The 17242-nt window shown below is 41.5% G+C and carries 16 protein-coding genes and 1 tRNA gene; 8 read left to right on the top strand and 9 right to left on the bottom strand.

Going from position 1 to position 17242, the window contains the following annotated elements:
- Nucleotides 1-2: 2 nt before the first annotated feature.
- The 8 genes from LX92_RS15475 (at nucleotide 3) to LX92_RS15440 (ending at nucleotide 8339) form a co-directional block, all read left to right on the top strand.
- Nucleotides 3-1202 carry an FtsW/RodA/SpoVE family cell cycle protein gene (locus LX92_RS15475; RefSeq protein ID WP_109652563.1) on the top strand — a complete coding sequence of 400 codons (1200 nt, stop codon included), beginning with the start codon at nucleotides 3-5 and terminating at the stop codon, nucleotides 1200-1202.
- A 10-nt stretch (nucleotides 1203-1212) separates the two neighbouring features.
- The gene (gene murG, locus LX92_RS15470; RefSeq protein WP_223308388.1) at nucleotides 1213-2346 is read left to right on the top strand and encodes an undecaprenyldiphospho-muramoylpentapeptide beta-N-acetylglucosaminyltransferase; all 1134 of its coding nucleotides are present in this window, start codon (nucleotides 1213-1215) and stop codon (nucleotides 2344-2346) included.
- Complete coding sequence (murC, locus tag LX92_RS15465; RefSeq protein WP_109652560.1) at nucleotides 2347-3699, top strand: UDP-N-acetylmuramate--L-alanine ligase; 1353 nt, start codon at nucleotides 2347-2349, stop codon at nucleotides 3697-3699.
- On the top strand, nucleotides 3689-4408 hold the full coding sequence (locus LX92_RS15460) for a cell division protein FtsQ/DivIB (protein ID WP_109652557.1): 720 nt from the start codon (nucleotides 3689-3691) through the stop codon (nucleotides 4406-4408). The genes murC and LX92_RS15460 overlap by 11 nt, the downstream gene beginning before the upstream one ends.
- Nucleotides 4409-4415: 7 nt before the next feature.
- Nucleotides 4416-5738: a cell division protein FtsA gene (gene ftsA / locus LX92_RS15455; protein ID WP_109652554.1), complete on the top strand. Its 1323-nt coding sequence runs from the start codon at nucleotides 4416-4418 to the stop codon at nucleotides 5736-5738.
- A gap of 49 nt (nucleotides 5739-5787) precedes the next feature.
- A complete protein-coding gene (gene ftsZ / locus LX92_RS15450; protein WP_109652551.1) occupies nucleotides 5788-7698 on the top strand; it encodes a cell division protein FtsZ in 1911 nt (636 codons plus the stop codon).
- A 90-nt stretch (nucleotides 7699-7788) separates the two neighbouring features.
- Nucleotides 7789-8235: a GatB/YqeY domain-containing protein gene (locus tag LX92_RS15445; RefSeq protein ID WP_109652548.1), complete on the top strand. Its 447-nt coding sequence runs from the start codon at nucleotides 7789-7791 to the stop codon at nucleotides 8233-8235.
- A gap of 30 nt (nucleotides 8236-8265) precedes the next feature.
- A tRNA-Arg gene (locus LX92_RS15440) sits at nucleotides 8266-8339 on the top strand.
- A gap of 609 nt (nucleotides 8340-8948) precedes the next feature.
- Here the strand turns inward: LX92_RS15440 and LX92_RS15435 are convergent.
- The 9 genes from LX92_RS15435 to accD form a co-directional block, all read right to left on the bottom strand.
- Complete coding sequence (locus tag LX92_RS15435; RefSeq protein ID WP_109652545.1) at nucleotides 8949-9914, bottom strand: YpdA family putative bacillithiol disulfide reductase; 966 nt, start codon at nucleotides 9912-9914, stop codon at nucleotides 8949-8951.
- On the bottom strand, nucleotides 9914-10576 hold the full coding sequence (gene rpe / locus LX92_RS15430; protein WP_109652542.1) for a ribulose-phosphate 3-epimerase: 663 nt from the start codon (nucleotides 10574-10576) through the stop codon (nucleotides 9914-9916). Before rpe ends, LX92_RS15435 begins: the two co-directional genes overlap by 1 nt.
- A gap of 154 nt (nucleotides 10577-10730) precedes the next feature.
- Nucleotides 10731-11180 carry a tRNA (cytidine(34)-2'-O)-methyltransferase gene (locus LX92_RS15425; RefSeq protein WP_109652539.1) on the bottom strand — a complete coding sequence of 150 codons (450 nt, stop codon included), beginning with the start codon at nucleotides 11178-11180 and terminating at the stop codon, nucleotides 10731-10733.
- Nucleotides 11181-11402: a VF530 family protein gene (locus LX92_RS15420; protein ID WP_109652536.1), complete on the bottom strand. Its 222-nt coding sequence runs from the start codon at nucleotides 11400-11402 to the stop codon at nucleotides 11181-11183.
- Between the two features lie 109 nt (nucleotides 11403-11511).
- A complete protein-coding gene (locus tag LX92_RS15415) occupies nucleotides 11512-12222 on the bottom strand; it encodes a peroxiredoxin (RefSeq protein WP_109652533.1) in 711 nt (236 codons plus the stop codon).
- A gap of 334 nt (nucleotides 12223-12556) precedes the next feature.
- Nucleotides 12557-13420 carry a sigma-70 family RNA polymerase sigma factor gene (locus LX92_RS15410; protein WP_013304569.1) on the bottom strand — a complete coding sequence of 288 codons (864 nt, stop codon included), beginning with the start codon at nucleotides 13418-13420 and terminating at the stop codon, nucleotides 12557-12559.
- A 158-nt stretch (nucleotides 13421-13578) separates the two neighbouring features.
- Entirely contained in the window at nucleotides 13579-15810 is a 2232-nt protein-coding gene (locus tag LX92_RS15405) for a polyribonucleotide nucleotidyltransferase (RefSeq protein WP_109652530.1), read from the bottom strand.
- Nucleotides 15811-16005: 195 nt separating this feature from the next.
- Complete coding sequence (gene rpsO / locus LX92_RS15400; protein WP_109652527.1) at nucleotides 16006-16275, bottom strand: 30S ribosomal protein S15; 270 nt, start codon at nucleotides 16273-16275, stop codon at nucleotides 16006-16008.
- A 96-nt stretch (nucleotides 16276-16371) separates the two neighbouring features.
- Nucleotides 16372-17232, bottom strand: a complete 861-nt coding sequence (accD, locus tag LX92_RS15395; RefSeq protein WP_109652882.1) for an acetyl-CoA carboxylase, carboxyltransferase subunit beta — start codon at nucleotides 17230-17232, stop codon at nucleotides 16372-16374.
- Nucleotides 17233-17242 lie beyond the last annotated feature (10 nt).

The following is a 17242-nucleotide window of genomic DNA, read 5'->3' as shown; positions in this document are numbered from 1 at the left end:
ACGTGTTGGATTTTATTAAAAATATAGAAGGGGATAAAGCCATTTGGGCCGTTGTGGCACTTTTGGCCTTGTTTTCATTTTTACCTGTCTATAGCGCCAGTAGCAACTTGGTGTATGTCGTTGGTAATGGTACCACCGGCGGGCATTTGGTAAAACATGCTTTTCTATTGTTTTTGGGTTTTGGGATTATATATGGGGTACATAAAATCCCGGTCCATTTTTTTAAGGGCTTATCGTTGATTGCGATGCCCATAGTTTTGGTGTTATTGATATTCACTTTGGCGCAAGGAACCACCATCGATGGGGCCAATGCCAGTAGATGGATTCGTATTCCCTTAGTGGGTATCACCTTTCAGACATCCAACTTGGCTGCGGTGGTCTTAATGATTTATGTAGCGCGCTACTTATCCAAGATCAAGGATAAGGTGGTGACCTTCCAGGAAAGTATTCTGCCACTTTGGATTCCGGTATTCTTGGTTATAGTACTTGTGTTACCTGCGAATTTTTCCACGGCTGCCATTATGTTTTCCATGGTGCTCCTGTTGTGTTTTTTAGGCGGATATCCCATAAAATATATACTGGGAATCGTAGGTGTGGGGATATTGAGTCTTACCCTGTTCATTTTAACGGCGAAGGCGGTACCTGATTTGTTTCCGAATCGTGTTGATACATGGATAAGTAGGATCGAGAGTTTTGCCAATCCGGAAGATACTGAGGCTGATTATCAAATTGAGAGGGCCAAGATAGCCATAGCCTCTGGGGGTGTAATTGGAAAAGGAGCGGGAAAAAGTGTCCAAAAAAACTTTTTACCCCAGAGTTCCTCGGATTTTATCTATGCGATAATCGTTGAGGAATACGGCTTGCTCGGTGGTTTCGTGCTCATGTTCTTCTATTTGCTGTTGTTGTTTCGCATTGTGGTGGTGGCCAACGGTAATCACTCGGTATTTGGAAAATTACTGGTGCTGGGGGCAGGTTTGCCTATTGTCTTTCAGGCCATGATAAATATGGCTGTAGCGGTGGAATTATTTCCGGTTACCGGACAGACCTTGCCATTGATCAGTAGTGGGGGTACATCAAGTTGGATGACTTGTTTGGCCATAGGGATAGTGTTGAGTGCCAGCAGAAAGTATGAGGTTCAGGAAAATAAGAATGTTGATGTGGATGAAGCGAATCCTTTGGAAATATTAAGCGGACAATTATAGAATTGGTTATATGGGTTCAGCAAAACATAATATGGCAAATGGGGATAACCCGATAAAAGCGCTCAGGTTTATATTGTCGGGTGGCGGAACTGGCGGGCATATATATCCTGCAATCGCCATAGCGAATGAGCTAAAAAAAAGACACCCTAAGGCTGAGTTTCTGTTCGTTGGAGCCAAGGATAGGATGGAAATGGAGAAAGTGCCCCAGGCTGGGTACCCTATTGAAGGATTATGGATTACGGGGTTGCAAAGGAAACTGACCCTTAAGAATTTAATGTTTCCGATAAAATTGATTAGTAGTTTGTTCAAAGCAGGTAAAATAGTCTCAAGATTCAAACCCGATGCCGTTGTTGGTACGGGAGGGTTTGCCAGTGGTCCCTTATTGAAGGTGGCTTCTGGTAGGGGAATACCTTGTGTTTTACAGGAACAAAACTCTTATGCCGGAATCACCAATAAATTATTGAAGGATAAGGTCGCTAAGATCTGTGTTGCCTATGACGGTATGGAAGCTTTTTTTCCATCGGAGAAAATTGTAAAAACAGGAAACCCTGTACGTGGGGACTTGGTAACGCTGGGTAAAGACAAAAAAGAGGCATTGGATTTTTTCGGATTGGAGATGGATAAGCCCACCTTGTTGGTTTTGGGAGGAAGCCTTGGGGCAAGGAGAATCAATCAACTGATCGCACAAAAGTTGGACTATTTCAAAGGATTGGGCGTGCAAGTGATATGGCAATGTGGTAAACTCTATTTTGAAGAATATAAAAAGTTCAACACGTCGGATGTTAAGGTAGTTGATTTCCTGAATAGAATGGATTATGCCTATACGGTCAGTGATTTTATTATATCAAGGGCAGGGGCAAGTTCGGTATCCGAACTATGTATTGTAGGTAAACCGGTGGTTTTTATTCCTTCTCCCAATGTAGCCGAGGATCATCAAACAAAAAACGCCATGGCCTTGGTTCGTGAAAATGCCGCCATAATGGTCGGGGAGAAAGAATTGGACGCAAACTTTGAGGGGGTTTTTCAGGAAATGTTCCAGTCAAAGGAAAAACAAGTACAGTTAGGGGATAACATAAGGAAATTGGCCATGCCCAATGCAACGGCCGCCATAGTTGATGAAATTGAAAAATTGATAAGGGACTAAATGACTTTAAAGGATATACATAACGTTTATTTTATTGGGGTGGGAGGCATTGGCATGTCTGCCCTGGCACGTTATTTTATGTTCATTGGGAAGCATGTTGCAGGGTACGATAAGACCAAGACCCCTCTGACCGAGGCACTTTCCGAAATGGGGATCCATATTCATTATAACGATGATGTTGCTTCCATTGATGGGAGGTATATGGACCCTAGTAACACCTTGATAGTCTATACACCCGCCGTTCCGGATTGTCATACCGAATACCAATATTTTCTACAGTATGGATTTACCGTGAAAAAGCGGTCTGAAGTACTGGGTATCATTACCAGGGATACGTTCTGTTTTGCTGTTGCCGGTACGCATGGTAAAACGACCACTTCAAGTATCTTGGCGCATTTGCTCAATGAGGCAGGGACGCCATTTACGGCATTTTTAGGGGGTATTTCAGAAGATTTTGATAGTAACTTCCTGTTTAAGGGGACTGAATATTCCGTAGTGGAAGCAGATGAATACGATCGTTCGTTTTTGCAGTTGCAGCCCAATGTTGCTTGTATTACCTCAATGGATGCCGATCACTTGGATATTTATGGCAGCAATGACGAACTAATAAGGTCTTTCGGGGAATTTGCCGATAAATTGGAGTCCGGTGGAAAGCTTTATGTACGTAACGGTTTGCCGTTACAGGGTATTACCTATGGTATCGACGATGACTCGGATTATTGTATTGGAAACCCAAGGGTTCAGGAGGGGGGATATATTTTTGATTTGGTTACTCCGGAATTGACATTGACAGGGGTGAAGTTCAATAAACCAGGAAGACATAACCTGCTTAATGGCTTGGTTGCTTTTGCCATGGCAACGGAGACAGGTGCTTCGCCAAGGCTTTTGGCAGATGCCTTGCAGTCATTTAAGGGGGTACAACGAAGGTTCTCTTATAAAATCAAGGAAGATGGTTTTGTGTTCATCGATGATTATGCCCATCATCCTACAGAGATAGATGCGGTTTATCATGCGATTTCAGAGATGCATCCCAATAAAAAGGTTTTGGCTGTTTTTCAACCACACCTGTTTACAAGGACAAAGGATTTTGCGGATGATTTCGCAAAGAGTTTATCACAATTCAACAGTATTGTGTTATTGGATATTTATCCGGCACGGGAAGAGCCTATAGAAGGGGTCACTTCCTCATGGTTGCTGAATATGATAGATAACCCCATGAAGAAACTAGTGGAGAAATCAAAACTTATCGATGAAATAAAATTACAGAACCCTGAGGTCTTGGTGACTATGGGGGCAGGGGATATTGGATTGGAAGTTTCGAAAATAAAAAAGGAATTGGAATATGCGGGTTAATTGGAACTACATAAAGTTGATGGCTCTTTTGGTGGTAATCACTGGGCTTTACGCATTTTCGAATCACAGAAGTGGTCAGAAAACAGTGAATGATTTTAATATTGAATTCGTCGGTGACCATAATCTTTATATCACTCAGGCCATGGTTAATAAATTGTTAATACAAAAATTTGGCCCCCTTGTAAATGAGTCTAAAGAAAAATTAGATTTGAATACTATGGAGAAGGTCGTTGAGGCCAATGAAATGGTAAAAAGTGCTCAGGTTTATCTTGCTGTAAATGGGGGACTTACGTCGAAAATCGTACAGCGCAAGCCAATCGGAAGAATTGAAGGGGAATCGAAGTTTTATCTGGATGATGACGGAAAACGTATGCCATTATCCACGAGTCATTCTGCGAGGGTCCCAATTATTACCGGAAAGGTAACGGGAAAAAGCCTTGAGGATGTTTATGAAATTTTGAAATATATAAATAAGGATGACTTCTTAAGAAAAAATGTAATAGGCATTCATATAGCGAGTGAAGAGAAGTATCAATTGAGGTTTAGAATGGAGCAGTTCGTAGTGAACTTGGGTGGGGTAGATAATCTGGAGGAAAAATTCAACAACTTTAAGGCATTTTATACGAAGGCGAACAAGGATGAGACCTTGGAACAATATAACATTGTAAGTCTGGAGTTTAACAATCAAGTAGTGTGCACCAAAATATAATTAAGAAATGGAACAGGGTAAATATTCAGTTGGTTTAGATATCGGAACTACCAAAATTGTTGCCATAATCGGTAAGGAAAACGAATATGGGAAGATTGAAATACTGGGTATCGGTAGGTCAAAGAGTTTGGGCGTACACCGGGGTGTGGTCAATAACATCACACAAACCATAAAATCCATTCAACAGGCCGTTGAACAGGCTGAGATCAATTCGGGATTGAAAATTGGTTCCGTAGTGGTCGGTATTGCTGGTCAGCATATCCGAAGCTTACAGCATAGCGACTATATCACAAGGGCCGATTCTGAGGAGGTGATCAATGAGGATGACTTGGATAGACTTTGTAATCAGGTGTATAAATTGGTAATGCTTCCCGGGGAGGAAATAATACATGTATTGCCACAGGAATATAAAGTTGACGGTCAGGCCGAGATCAAAGAACCGATTGGGATGTATGGCGGCCGGTTGGAAGCCAATTTCCATGTCGTTGTAGGACAGGTTTCTTCCATAAAGAATGTAGGTAGATGTATTAAAAGTGCGGGCTTGGACCTAGGTAAGATTACCTTGGAACCATTGGCCTCATCCGATGCGGTTTTAAGTCAGGAAGAAAAAGAAGCCGGTGTAGCCTTGATCGATATAGGGGGTGGTACTACCGATTTGGCGATTTTTAAAGATGGGATTATCAGACATACAGCGGTAATTCCGTTTGGTGGAGGGGTAATTACGGAAGATATTAAAGAAGGTTGTTCGATCATCGAAAAGCAGGCCGAGTTATTGAAAATTAAATTTGGTTCGGCATGGCCAGGGGAAAACAAGGACAACGAGATCGTCTCCATTCCTGGATTAAGAGGTCGTGAACCCAAGGAAATAACACTCAAGAACCTTTCAAAGATCATTCACGCCAGGGTTGTGGAGATTATCGAACAGGTGTATGTTGAGATAAAGAATTATGGTCACGAAGAGCAAAAGAAAAAATTGATTGCCGGTATTGTCCTCACAGGTGGGGGTAGTCAATTAAAACACCTTAAACAATTGGTGGAATATATCACCGGTATGGATACAAGGATAGGGTATCCCAATGAACACTTGGCCGGGGATACGGATGAAGAGGTGGCTAGCCCATTATATGCGACTGCTGTAGGATTGCTTATGAATGCTGTGAAGAATGATGTGAAGATAATGGTGTCCCACCAAACAGAAGAAGAGGAAGAAATGGTATTGGCCGATCATGAAGAAGGTAACACCAATGCCAAGACACAAACAAGGGAACGAAAATCCGTATTTGATAAATGGTCCGAAAAATTGAAGGATTTCTTGGACAATGCCGAATAAGGAGTAGAAACTATAAACACGTATAAAGAAAACCAGTAATATAAACAGTATGAGCAAGAACACTGAAATGGATAGTATCGCTTTTGATTTACCCAAGAACCAAAGCAATGTAATTAAGGTCATTGGCGTTGGCGGTGGAGGTAGCAATGCCATTAACCACATGTTCCAGGCCGGAATAAACGGCGTGGATTTCGTAATCTGCAATACCGATTCCCAAGCTTTGGACAATAGTCCGGTTCCCAATAAAATACAACTAGGTGTATCCCTGACTGAAGGGTTGGGTGCAGGGGCAAATCCCGAAGTAGGTGAACAGGCTGCCATAGAGAGCATGGAGGATATTAAATCCATGTTGGATAATACCACAAAAATGATATTCATTACCGCAGGTATGGGCGGGGGAACAGGTACTGGTGCTGCCCCTGTAATTGCCAAGCAAGCGAAGGAAATGGATGTTCTTACTGTTGGTATTGTTACTATGCCTTTCCAATTCGAAGGTAAAATGAGGTGCGATCAAGCCCAGAAGGGTATTGAGAAATTACGTGCCAATGTTGACTCGCTCATCGTCATCAATAATAATAAATTAAGGGAAGTATACGGAAATTTAGGTTTCAAGGCTGGTTTCTCAAAAGCAGATGAAGTATTGGCCACTGCCGCAAGGGGTATAGCCGAGGTCATCACCCACCATTATACACAAAATATCGATTTACGTGATGCCAAAACCGTGCTTTCAAATAGTGGTACGGCAATTATGGGTTCTGCCATGGCTTCTGGTTCTTCAAGGGCCAATGAGGCTATAATGAAGGCTTTGGATTCACCTTTATTGAATGACAATAAAATTTCCGGGGCAAAGAATGTCTTACTGTTGATCGTTTCCGGGGCACAGGAAATTACCATTGATGAAATTGGTGAGATCAATGATCACATACAAGGGGAAGCCGGTCACGGCGCGAACATCATCATGGGTGTTGGTGAGGATGATTCCTTAGGGGAAGCTATCGCGGTTACTGTTATCGCCACGGGTTTTAATATCGATCAACAGGATGATATTGTAAATACCGAATCTAAAAAAATCATCCATACGTTGGAAGATGAGCAAAAGGCAGTGCAGAATCTGACACCTCAGAACATTGTTCACCAATTGGTCGAGGATCAAGAGGAGGAAGTTTCCCAACAACCGAAAGCGAAATTCGAATTTGAGGAAGGCGATGGTTTGGATTTGATTCCAACCACGAATTATATCAGGAATTTCAACGTCTTCTATGAGGAAGTCGTCGCGGAAAATGTTTCAGAGGATGATTTTGTCATCTTTGAGGCCAAGGATAATATCAATGATATTGAAGTAGTGGAGCCTGAAGTTATTTCAACCAAAAAGGATGAAGATCAGTTTGCCATTAGTTTTGATATGCCCTTGAACGATACAAAGAATGAAGAGGAAAATGCGAACGTCATTACCTTTAATTTGGATGACGAAGTAAAGGACATGGATGTTAATGGCCATGTAGAAGTCATTCCTGTTTTAGAATACAGTAAGGAAGGGGAGACCCGTTATAGTCTGGATGACTATATGGAGTTGGAAAATCAATTGACGGGTGCCAAATCAAAGGCAGAGGAGTTCGAGCCTAAAATCATCGAGGATGAGTTGATCTTTGAGAAGAGAACCATAAAAACCGCTCCACAGCAGGTTGAGGAAACAGACCCTATGGATAGTCCAATAGAGGAATTGTTAAAACAACGTGCCGATGAGCGCAGAAGAAAATTAAAGGATTTCAACTATAAATTCCAAAACAATCTGAGTAATATCGATGAGATTGAAAAGGAGCCCGCTTACAAGCGTCAAGGTGTTAGTTTGAATGATAAACCCATTCAGAAGAAAGTTTCAAGAACAACTTTGAGTGAGGATAGCAATGAAGACATCCAATTGCGTTCCAATAACTCATTTTTGCACGATAACGTGGATTAACCACATGTTGGACAGCCTGCTTTAAACCCGAAAACTTCTCCAATTTTCGGGTTTATTTTTTTATCTTTGTAGGCTCAAAATGTATACGTTATGAGTTTACAAAAACAGGTAATGGAAAAGATGAAAACTGCAATGAAAGCTAAGGATACTGTAGCCTTGGAATCGTTGCGGGCGATAAAATCCGCTTTGCTTTTGGCGCAGACCAGTGGGGCAGGTGGTGAATTATCTGAAGCCGATGAAACCAAATTGGTTCAAAAGTTGGTAAAACAAAGAAAGGATAGTGCGGCTATTTATACCGAACAGGGTAGGGATGACCTTGCTGCCCCGGAATTGGAACAAGCGGCTGTTATAGAACAATTTTTACCCGAGCAATTGACCGAAGAGGAAATTGAGAAAGTGGTGGTGCAGACCATTGATGCCGTTGGCGCGGAAGGTATGAAGGATATGGGTAAGGTAATGGGGATGGTGTCAAAGGAATTGGCCGGACAAGCAGATGGAAAAACCATTTCTACTATTGTAAAAAATAAACTATCTTAGCGCGCTCTTAACAGCGTGTATTACATAAATGGCTCCGTGGCGCAACTGAATAGCGCATCAGATTTCGGCTCTGAGGGTTGGGGGTTTGAATCCCTCCGGGGTCACTTAAATTCGAAAGCAACTAATTGAAGTTCAATTAGTTGCTTTTTTCGTTTCTATAATTGTATTTCCTTTTATGTTATTGTAAAGAACGTTGCAACGGAGCAGGGAAGTTTTTTCGTGGTTTGGATGCTGCTTTTTATTTCCGGAGTAATCCTGAAATCCGGCACTATTCCAACACACCTGTTGCCTTAACCATGCTGTAATGTCAAAATAGGGTTTCTATTACTGAATTAATAGGTCAAAAGACAGTCCATATGTTTAAGGAAAGAGATTGGATACTTCTATCCTAAAATGGATTAATCAAGATATTGCTCGGGAGTATATTGGTAATAAGGTTTTATGGGCGATATTGGAGATGACGCTTTCTTTTTATCCCGCTTCTGGCAGCTATAAGGTAAAGATTGGATAATTCATAAATTACCGGATTTTCAAACCCCAGGAAGGGATGGAAGTACCTCCCCATGCTGTTGCCACTAACTTTATTCCTAGTGGTAATAACTTGGATTGTTTTAACCTACGCAATACAAGCATGGCATACAACCTCATCATAAGTTGTGGCTTCGGAAATCACTCCGGATTTCCAGTGCGCCCAAAATCCAGTAATCCTGGTTTTATTTTTTGGCCAAAATCGAATTCATGATCATCGGGGCATGAATACGGGAGTTTTCGATAAACCACTTATGGGTTTCCATACCGCCACAGATGACCCCGGCAAGATAAAGGCCTTCGACATTGGTTTCCATGGTCTCCTTATTGTATTGCGGCAATCTTTTCCCGTCATCAGAAAGTTGAACGCCTAATTTTTCAAGAAAACCAAAATTAGGTTGGTAACCTGTTAGGGCTAGGACAAAATCATTTTCCAATTCGATGGTACCTTCGGGTGTATCCACCAATATCGTATGGGGAAGGATTTCTTTTACGTTCGAGTTGAAATAAGCCTTGATACTGCCCTCCTCGATCCTGTTGATGATATCGGGCCGTACCCAATATTTAACGCGTTGGCCAACCTCGGGCTCGCGAATGATCAAGGTGACTTCCGCCCCTTTTCGATAGCATTCCAATGCGGCATCTATTGCGGAATTACTTGCGCCTATGACCGCCAATTTTTGACTCGCATAGAAATGGGGGTCTTTGTAATAATGGGAGACCTTGTCCAAATCCTCCCCAGGAATGTCAAGTAGATTGGGAATGTCATAGAAACCTGTGGCAATGATGGTGTATGATGCACCATAGGTTTGCTTGTTGGTTTGGACCTCAAATCCGGAATCTACTTTTTTAACGTTTTCAACCGTTTCAAAGAGGTTTATTTTTAGGGCATTATTGGTGACGATCCTCCGGTAATATTCCAGGGCTTCGTTTCTTTTGGGCTTGGCTTCGTTACTTATAAACGGAATATTGTCAATCTCCAATAAATCGGAAGACGAAAAGAATTGCATATTGACGGGGTAGTTAAAAAGGGAATTGACAATAGGTCCCTTTTCTATGATCACATAGCTAAGCCCGTTTTTCTGTGCTTCCAATCCACAAGCAATGCCAATAGGTCCGCCACCTACTATTACAACATCAAAATAATCCATTAGCTTAAAATTTCCTTTAATTCGTGTATGGTCTGTGTTGGGTTGTCGCTTTTGAAAATAAAACTACCAGCGACCAAAACATCGGCTCCGGCATTGATCAGGGCCTTGGCGTTTTTGGAAGTGACCCCTCCGTCGATTTCTATCAGGGTTTTGGCCCTTTTGCCGTGGATCATAGCCTTAAGGGTTCTGGTTTTCTCATAAGTGTTCTCGATGAATGATTGTCCGCCAAAACCAGGGTTTACACTCATGATACAGACGAGGTCAATGTCCTTGATCGTATCTTCCAAGAGGCTGATGTTCGTATGTGGATTTATGGCAACACCGGCCATCATCCCTTCGGCCTTTATGGCCTGAATGGTGCGGTGGAGGTGATTACAGGCTTCGTAATGCACCGTTAAAACACTTGCCCCCAGATCGGCAAAGGTTTTTATGTATCTGTCGGGGTCAACAATCATCAAATGCACGTCCAATGGTTTTGTGGCATGCTTTTGAATGGCTTTTAATACGGGCATTCCGTATGAAATATTCGGAACAAAAACACCGTCCATAATATCAATATGGTGCCAATCGGCTTCGCTATTGTTCACCATTTCAACATCCCGTTGCAAGTTGCCAAAATCAGCAGCGAGGAGGGAAGGCGCAATTTTAATGTTGTGTGTCATGCTATTCCTGGAATTTTATGTAAAAGTAATGATTTGATATCGTTTTTAATGTCTTGGATTTCTTCAAAAAACAGGTTTGAATATTTTTCAAAAAACAGTTGACAAAAGTATTGGACAAGTATTTAATGGCGCTAATTTTGATAAAATCGAAATCTTAAAGGTGTTTCAAACCCTCATATACGGCAATGCTTACGGCATTGGCCAAGTTTAGGCTTCGAATGTGTGGACTGTAGAGCGGTATTTTGTAGAGTTTGTCGGAATTGCTTTGGGTAATGGTCTCCGGTAGTCCCACCGATTCCTTACCAAATACAAGAAACATATCATTTTCAAAGTCGATTGACCAATGGTCCTTTTTTCCATGGCTCGAAAAATACACTAGATTCTTATCCTTGTGTTTTGCGTAAAAGTCCGCTATGTTTTCATAGATGAATAGGGAGATATGGGGCCAATAATCCAGGCCGGCACGTTTGAGACGCTTATCGTTTATTTCAAAGCCAAAGGGTTTTACGAGATGTAGGTTTGAGCCGGAAGCTAGGGCAAGACGACCAATGTTGCCTGTATTGTTAGGGATTTCCGGTTCAATGAGGACGATGTTCAAAGGCATTTATTGTCGAATTGAATGTAAATAAAATTGTTCCACTTTTTCACGGGCCCAAGGTGTTTTTCTCAAAAAACGCAATGATGATTTTATTGAAGGATTGTTTTTGAAGCAGTTGATGTTGATTTGATTCGCCAATTCTTCCCAGGTATACTTTTGGGTAAGATACTCCAAAATGTCCGCTAATTTTACACCGTGCAGGGGGTTGTTGGGTTGTGTGTTCTCCATAGTTTCAAAACTTGTGACAAATGTAGTTGTTTGTTCCGCATTATAAAACCAAACAGGCAACAGGTATTTATACGCCTGTTGCCTGTTTATATCATAAAATGAATATGGGTTATTTTTTAAGTACCCTATCCATGACGGTATCCTTATCCAGTTTTTTGGTACAGAAAAACCAATCCTTACAATCAATGTCCCCGTCTTCCATTCTGTCCTTGGCACTACCACAGGAACCTGCTGGGCCAATGATGACATCATCACCGGGGTACCAATCTGCGGGTGTTGCCACACCGAATTCGTCGGCGGCCTGAAGGGCGATGATTACCCTGTAAAGTTCATCAAAATTTCTTCCCAAACTTAGGGGGTAATAGATGATGGTCCTTATAATTCCTTTGGGGTCAATGAAGAATACGGCCCGTACTGCCTTAGTGGAATCTTCATTGGGTTGTATCATCCCATATTTTTTTGCGACTTCCATGGTAATGTCCTCGATCAAGGGGAAGTTGACTTCGACATTCTTCATGCCTTTATATTCTATTTTTTCCTTAATGGTTCTTAGCCATGCGATGTGGCTATAGAGGCCATCGATTGAAAGACCGACCAGTTTACAATTTGCTTTATTGAATTTTTCCTCCATAGTAGCGAATGTCATAAACTCTGACGTGCATACGGGAGTGAAGTCGGCAGGGTGACTGAATAAAATGACCCAACTATCCTTGTAATCGGCGGGAAAATTAATATCACCTTGTGTGGTTACTGCTTTAAACGCTGGGGCAGCATCGCCAATTCTTGGCATACTGATTACCTGTTCCAATTGTTCTTCCATGGTATTGTTTTTATATTAAAGATAACTTGATTCTGTAGTCTAAAGATACTTTGGAAGGAGGGTGGATATAAGCCACAATTGTTACATATACAGTATTTTATAAATTCATTAACAGCGGTATATATATTGAGGAAAAGGGTGGGTAAAGGTCTTTTACAAACTTTGGATGGTATGCGAAAAGGTGTAAAATGAAAAACTCCGGTAATCAGCCGGAGTTTATTCATCAATCAAAAAACGAACAGTCATGATAAACTGTTGTTATCTATAAAATTACAATATATATGCCAAATTTCCAATTTAAGGAGAATTTAACGTTATTGGTATTGCAATTAACCTATCCTAGATAGGTCTTCAAAATTTTACTTCTTGAAGTGTGTTTTAGGCGTCGAATCGCTTTTTCCTTGATTTGACGAACCCTTTCCCTTGTAAGGTCGAATGTTTCACCGATTTCCTCTAAGGTCATCGAATGTTGTCCGGCCAAACCAAAGTATAGACGAATAACATCGGCTTCCCTAGGAGTAAGGGTTTCCAAAGCGCGTTCAATTTCAGTACGCAATGATTCATGCAATAATTCCCTATCTGGATTGGGGGATTCACCACTTCGAAGTACATCGTATAGGTTAGAGTCCTCACCGGCAATCAAGGGAGCATCCATAGATACGTGACGGCCTGAGTTTTTCAAGGATTGTTTTACATCCTCAACGGTCATGTCCAATTCCTTGGCGATTTCCTCGGCAGAAGGCATTCTTTCATGCGCTTGCTCTAGAAAGGCAAAGGTTTTGTTGATCTTATTGATCGATCCAATCTTGTTCAAGGGCAAACGAACGATACGTGATTGTTCGGCCAATGCTTGTAATATGGATTGACGAATCCACCATACGGCGTATGAGATAAATTTAAATCCACGGGTTTCGTCGAATCGCTGTGCTGCTTTAATCAATCCCAAGTTTCCTTCATTGATCAAATCAGGTAGAGTAAGTCCCTGGTTTTGGTACTGTTTGGCGACTGATACTACGAATCGAAGATTGGCCTTTGTAAGTTTTTCAAGAGCGATCTGGTCGCCTGCCTTGATTCGTTGTGCCAATTCTACTTCTTCATCTGCGGTAATCAAATCCACTTTGCCAATTTCTTGCAAGTACTTGTCCAAAGATGCGGTTTCCCTATTGGTAACCTGTTTTGTAATCTTAAGCTGTCTCATCTACTATATTTAAGTTCAAGTTGCATAGACTGCATATATTTATACGTAAAAAAGAGGCAAATGTTACAAACGGGGTAAATTATTTTTCAATTAACCATAAAAAAAGCCCTGACGTTGCTGTCAGGGCTTGAATATTTAATCAAAAAGGGTGTTGTCAACTAATCCCTTCTTGGTTTGCGATCACGGTTGTCTCTTCCGCCTCCACGTCGATCATCCCTTCCGCGTCCACGATCTTTATCGTTTCTTGGTGGTCTTTCCACGTAGCCTTCCGGTTTTGGTAAAAGGGCCTTTCTAGAAACCTTGTCTTTACGGGTCCTAGGATCGACACCTAAGTATTTTACGTCAAATACATCGCCCATGTTAACGACATCGCTAACATTTTCGGTGCGTTCCCAAGCTAATTCGGATACATGCAACAATACTTCATTTCCTGGAGCTTCGGCATATTCTACCACGGCACCAAAATCCAACATCTTGATGACCTTGACTTCATAAACACTTCCAACTTGAGGTTTGAACATCAACGAATCGATTTTTGCCAATACGGCATCGATACCATTTTGGTCTGTACCTAAGATTTCAACAATACCTTCCTCAGTTACGGGATCTTCATTGATAACAATGGTAGTTCCTGTTTCTTTTTGAAGTTCTTGGATAACTTTACCTCCTGGGCCAATAAGTGCGCCAATAAATTCATTAGGAATAGTACGGGTAACCATTTTCGGTGAATGAGGTTTCACATCAGCAGCCGGAGCAGGAATCGTATCTGTCAACTTCTTAAGAATGTGTAGACGACCTTCCCTAGCTTGTTGCAATGCATTCACTAAGATTTCGTATGACAATCCTTTTACTTTAATATCCATTTGACAGGCAGTAATACCATCTGCAGTACCGGTTACTTTAAAGTCCATATCACCCAAGTGATCTTCATCACCCAAAATATCGGAAAGTACGGCATATTCCCCTGTTTCGCTATCGGAAATCAATCCCATTGCAATACCGGAAACTGGTTTTTTCATTTGCACACCTGCATCCATCAAAGCCATGGTACCGGCACAAACCGTTGCCATTGAGGAGGAACCATTGGATTCCAATACTTCAGAAACAACTCGTACAGTATAAGGGCAATCCGCAGGAATCATTCCTTTCAAGGCGCGTTGTGCTAAGTTACCGTGACCGACTTCCCTTCGTGACGTTCCACGAATAGGTCGTGCTTCCCCAGTACAAAAAGGAGGGAAGTTATAGTGTAAATAGAAATTCTCTTCACCTTCGTAAGATGGCATGTCAATTTTATTTGCATCTCTAGAGGTACCTAGGGTAACAGTAGCCAATGCTTGGGTTTCACCACGGGTGAAAATTGAAGAACCATGCGTAGAAGGTAGGTAGTCAACTTCACACCAGATAGGTCTGATCTCGTTGGTTTTCCTTCCGTCCAAACGTAAACCTTCCTTAAGGGTAAGGTCACGTACGGCTGCTTTTTCCGCTTTATTGTAATATTTGGAGATTAAATCCCCGAAATCCGCTATTTCCTCTTCAGAAAAGGATGCTGTGATCTCTTCTTTGATCGCTGCGAATGAAGCACTTCTTTCGTGCTTGGATGAACCGGCCTTGGCAATTGCGTAAACCTTGTCATAAGCCAAATCATGAATTTTTTTGGCTAATTCCCCATCTTCCCTTTCCGCTTCATATTCACGAACTTCCTTCTTACCGAAAGCTTCGGCCAAACGTAATTGGGCTGCACATTGTACCTTAATGGCTTCATGTGCGAATTTGATGGCGTCGGCCATTTCTTCTTCCGAGATTTCGTCCATCTCACCTTCAACCATCATTACGGAATCAGCGGAGGCACCAATCATCATGTCAATGTCGGACTCCTCTAATTGCGCTCTTGTTGGGTTAATGACAAACTCTCCGTTGATACGGCCAACCCTTGCTTCTGAAATGGCACATTCAAAAGGGAAATCGGATAATTGAATGGCGGCAGATGCGGCCAAACCAGCCATGGCATCAGGCATAACCTCTTCATCATTCGACATTAATTGAATCATCACCTGGGTTTCAGAGTGATAATCCTTAGGGAATAGTGGTCGCAATACACGATCTACCAGTCTCATGGTCAATACTTCACCATCACTAGGTCTTGCTTCTCTTTTGAAGAATCCACCAGGGTAACGACCAGCAGCGGCAAATTTTTCTCGATAATCTACTGTTAAGGGTAAGAAATCAACATCAGATTGTTTGTAGTTGGAAACTACTGTACATAATAACATACATTTTCCTGACTGAACAACAACAGAACCATGGGCCTGTTTTGCCAATTTTCCGGTTTCGATGGAAATTTCCCTACCGTCACCAAGGTCAATGACCTCTTTAAATACTTTTGGAATCATAAATACGATTTAAAACCTGATTCTTTCAGGTTTGTTAAACAATGGTCCATCCGCCATTCTTACTGGTCGGATGTTGTTGTGTTGTTGTGTGTTGACCAATGAAAAACTGAGTGCAGCTTTTTGAATTTGTCCTTTTTTGAATCCTGGACTTAGGAGTATATAAAAAAGGGGAAGCCTAGCTTCCCCTTTTAAGTTCTATTTTCTAATACCTAATTCTTTGATAAGCTCACGATATTTTACAATATCTTTCTTTTTCAAGTAATCCAGTAGACTTCTTCTTTTACCTACCAGTCTTACCAATGAACGTTCGGTGTTATAATCTTTGTGGTTTCTTTTAAGGTGACCCGTTAAATGGTTGATGCGATGTGTGAACAAAGCAATTTGACCTTCCGTAGAACCTGTGTTCTCCTCTTTACCGCCGTGTTTTTTGAATATCTCGGCCTTAATCTCTTTTGTTAGATACATTCCAATATTATATTAAATGATTTTTATGTATATGATTGATTTTCAATCAGGGCGCAAAGATACTAATAATTTTGGTTTCAAGAAGCATAGTGTTTTTTATTTGCGAACCGGATTGTTTTGGATCAAATCAATATAAAGGTTTATTTTTTTCTTTAAATCCCTTCTATGTGTTATGAAATCCAAAAATCCATGTTCCTGGACAAATTCGGCAGTTTGGAAATCATCAGGCAGATCTTTGCCCGTTGCTTCTTTTACTACACGAGGTCCTGCAAATCCAATCAATGCACCAGGTTCGGAAATGTTTATATCGCCCAACATCGCATAGGATGCCGTAGTGCCTCCCGTTGTAGGGTCTGTACACAATGAGATATAGGGTAGTTTGGCCTCGGCCAACTGCGCTATTTTTGCAGAAGTCTTGGCCAATTGCATTAAAGATAAAGCAGCTTCCATCATTCGGGCTCCCCCGGATTTTGAAATCATGACAAAAGGCACTTTCTTTTTAATGGCGTAATCTATACCCCTTGATATTTTCTCACCTACAACGCTACCCATAGAACCCCCGATAAAATTAAAATCCATACAGCAGATGACGACATCCTTTCCCAAGGATTTGCCAAAGCCCGTGCGTACGGCATCTTTAAGTCCGGTTTTCTTTTGTGCCGCCTTCAATCGATCCGTATACTTTTTGGTATCGGTGAATTTAAGGGGGTCTTTTGAGTGCAACTTGGCATCCAATTCGGTAAACTTGTTGTCGTCAAAAAGAATCTCGAAATATTCTTTGCTGCCAATTCGAACATGATAATCATCTTCAGGGCTAACATAGAAATTTTTGGCCAATTCCTCGGATTCAACGATCTTACCTGTTGGGGACTTGTACCACAAGCCCTTTGGGGTGTCTTTTTTTTCCTCAGTGGCTGTTTGTATTCCTTTTTCCTTTCTTTTGAACCACAACGACATATCTTCCATA

Origin of the sequence: Maribacter polysiphoniae (genome assembly GCF_003148665.1) — a bacterium.
GTDB classification, from domain to species: domain Bacteria; phylum Bacteroidota; class Bacteroidia; order Flavobacteriales; family Flavobacteriaceae; genus Maribacter_A; species Maribacter_A polysiphoniae.
This window is presented reverse-complemented; position numbering and strand designations above follow the sequence as displayed.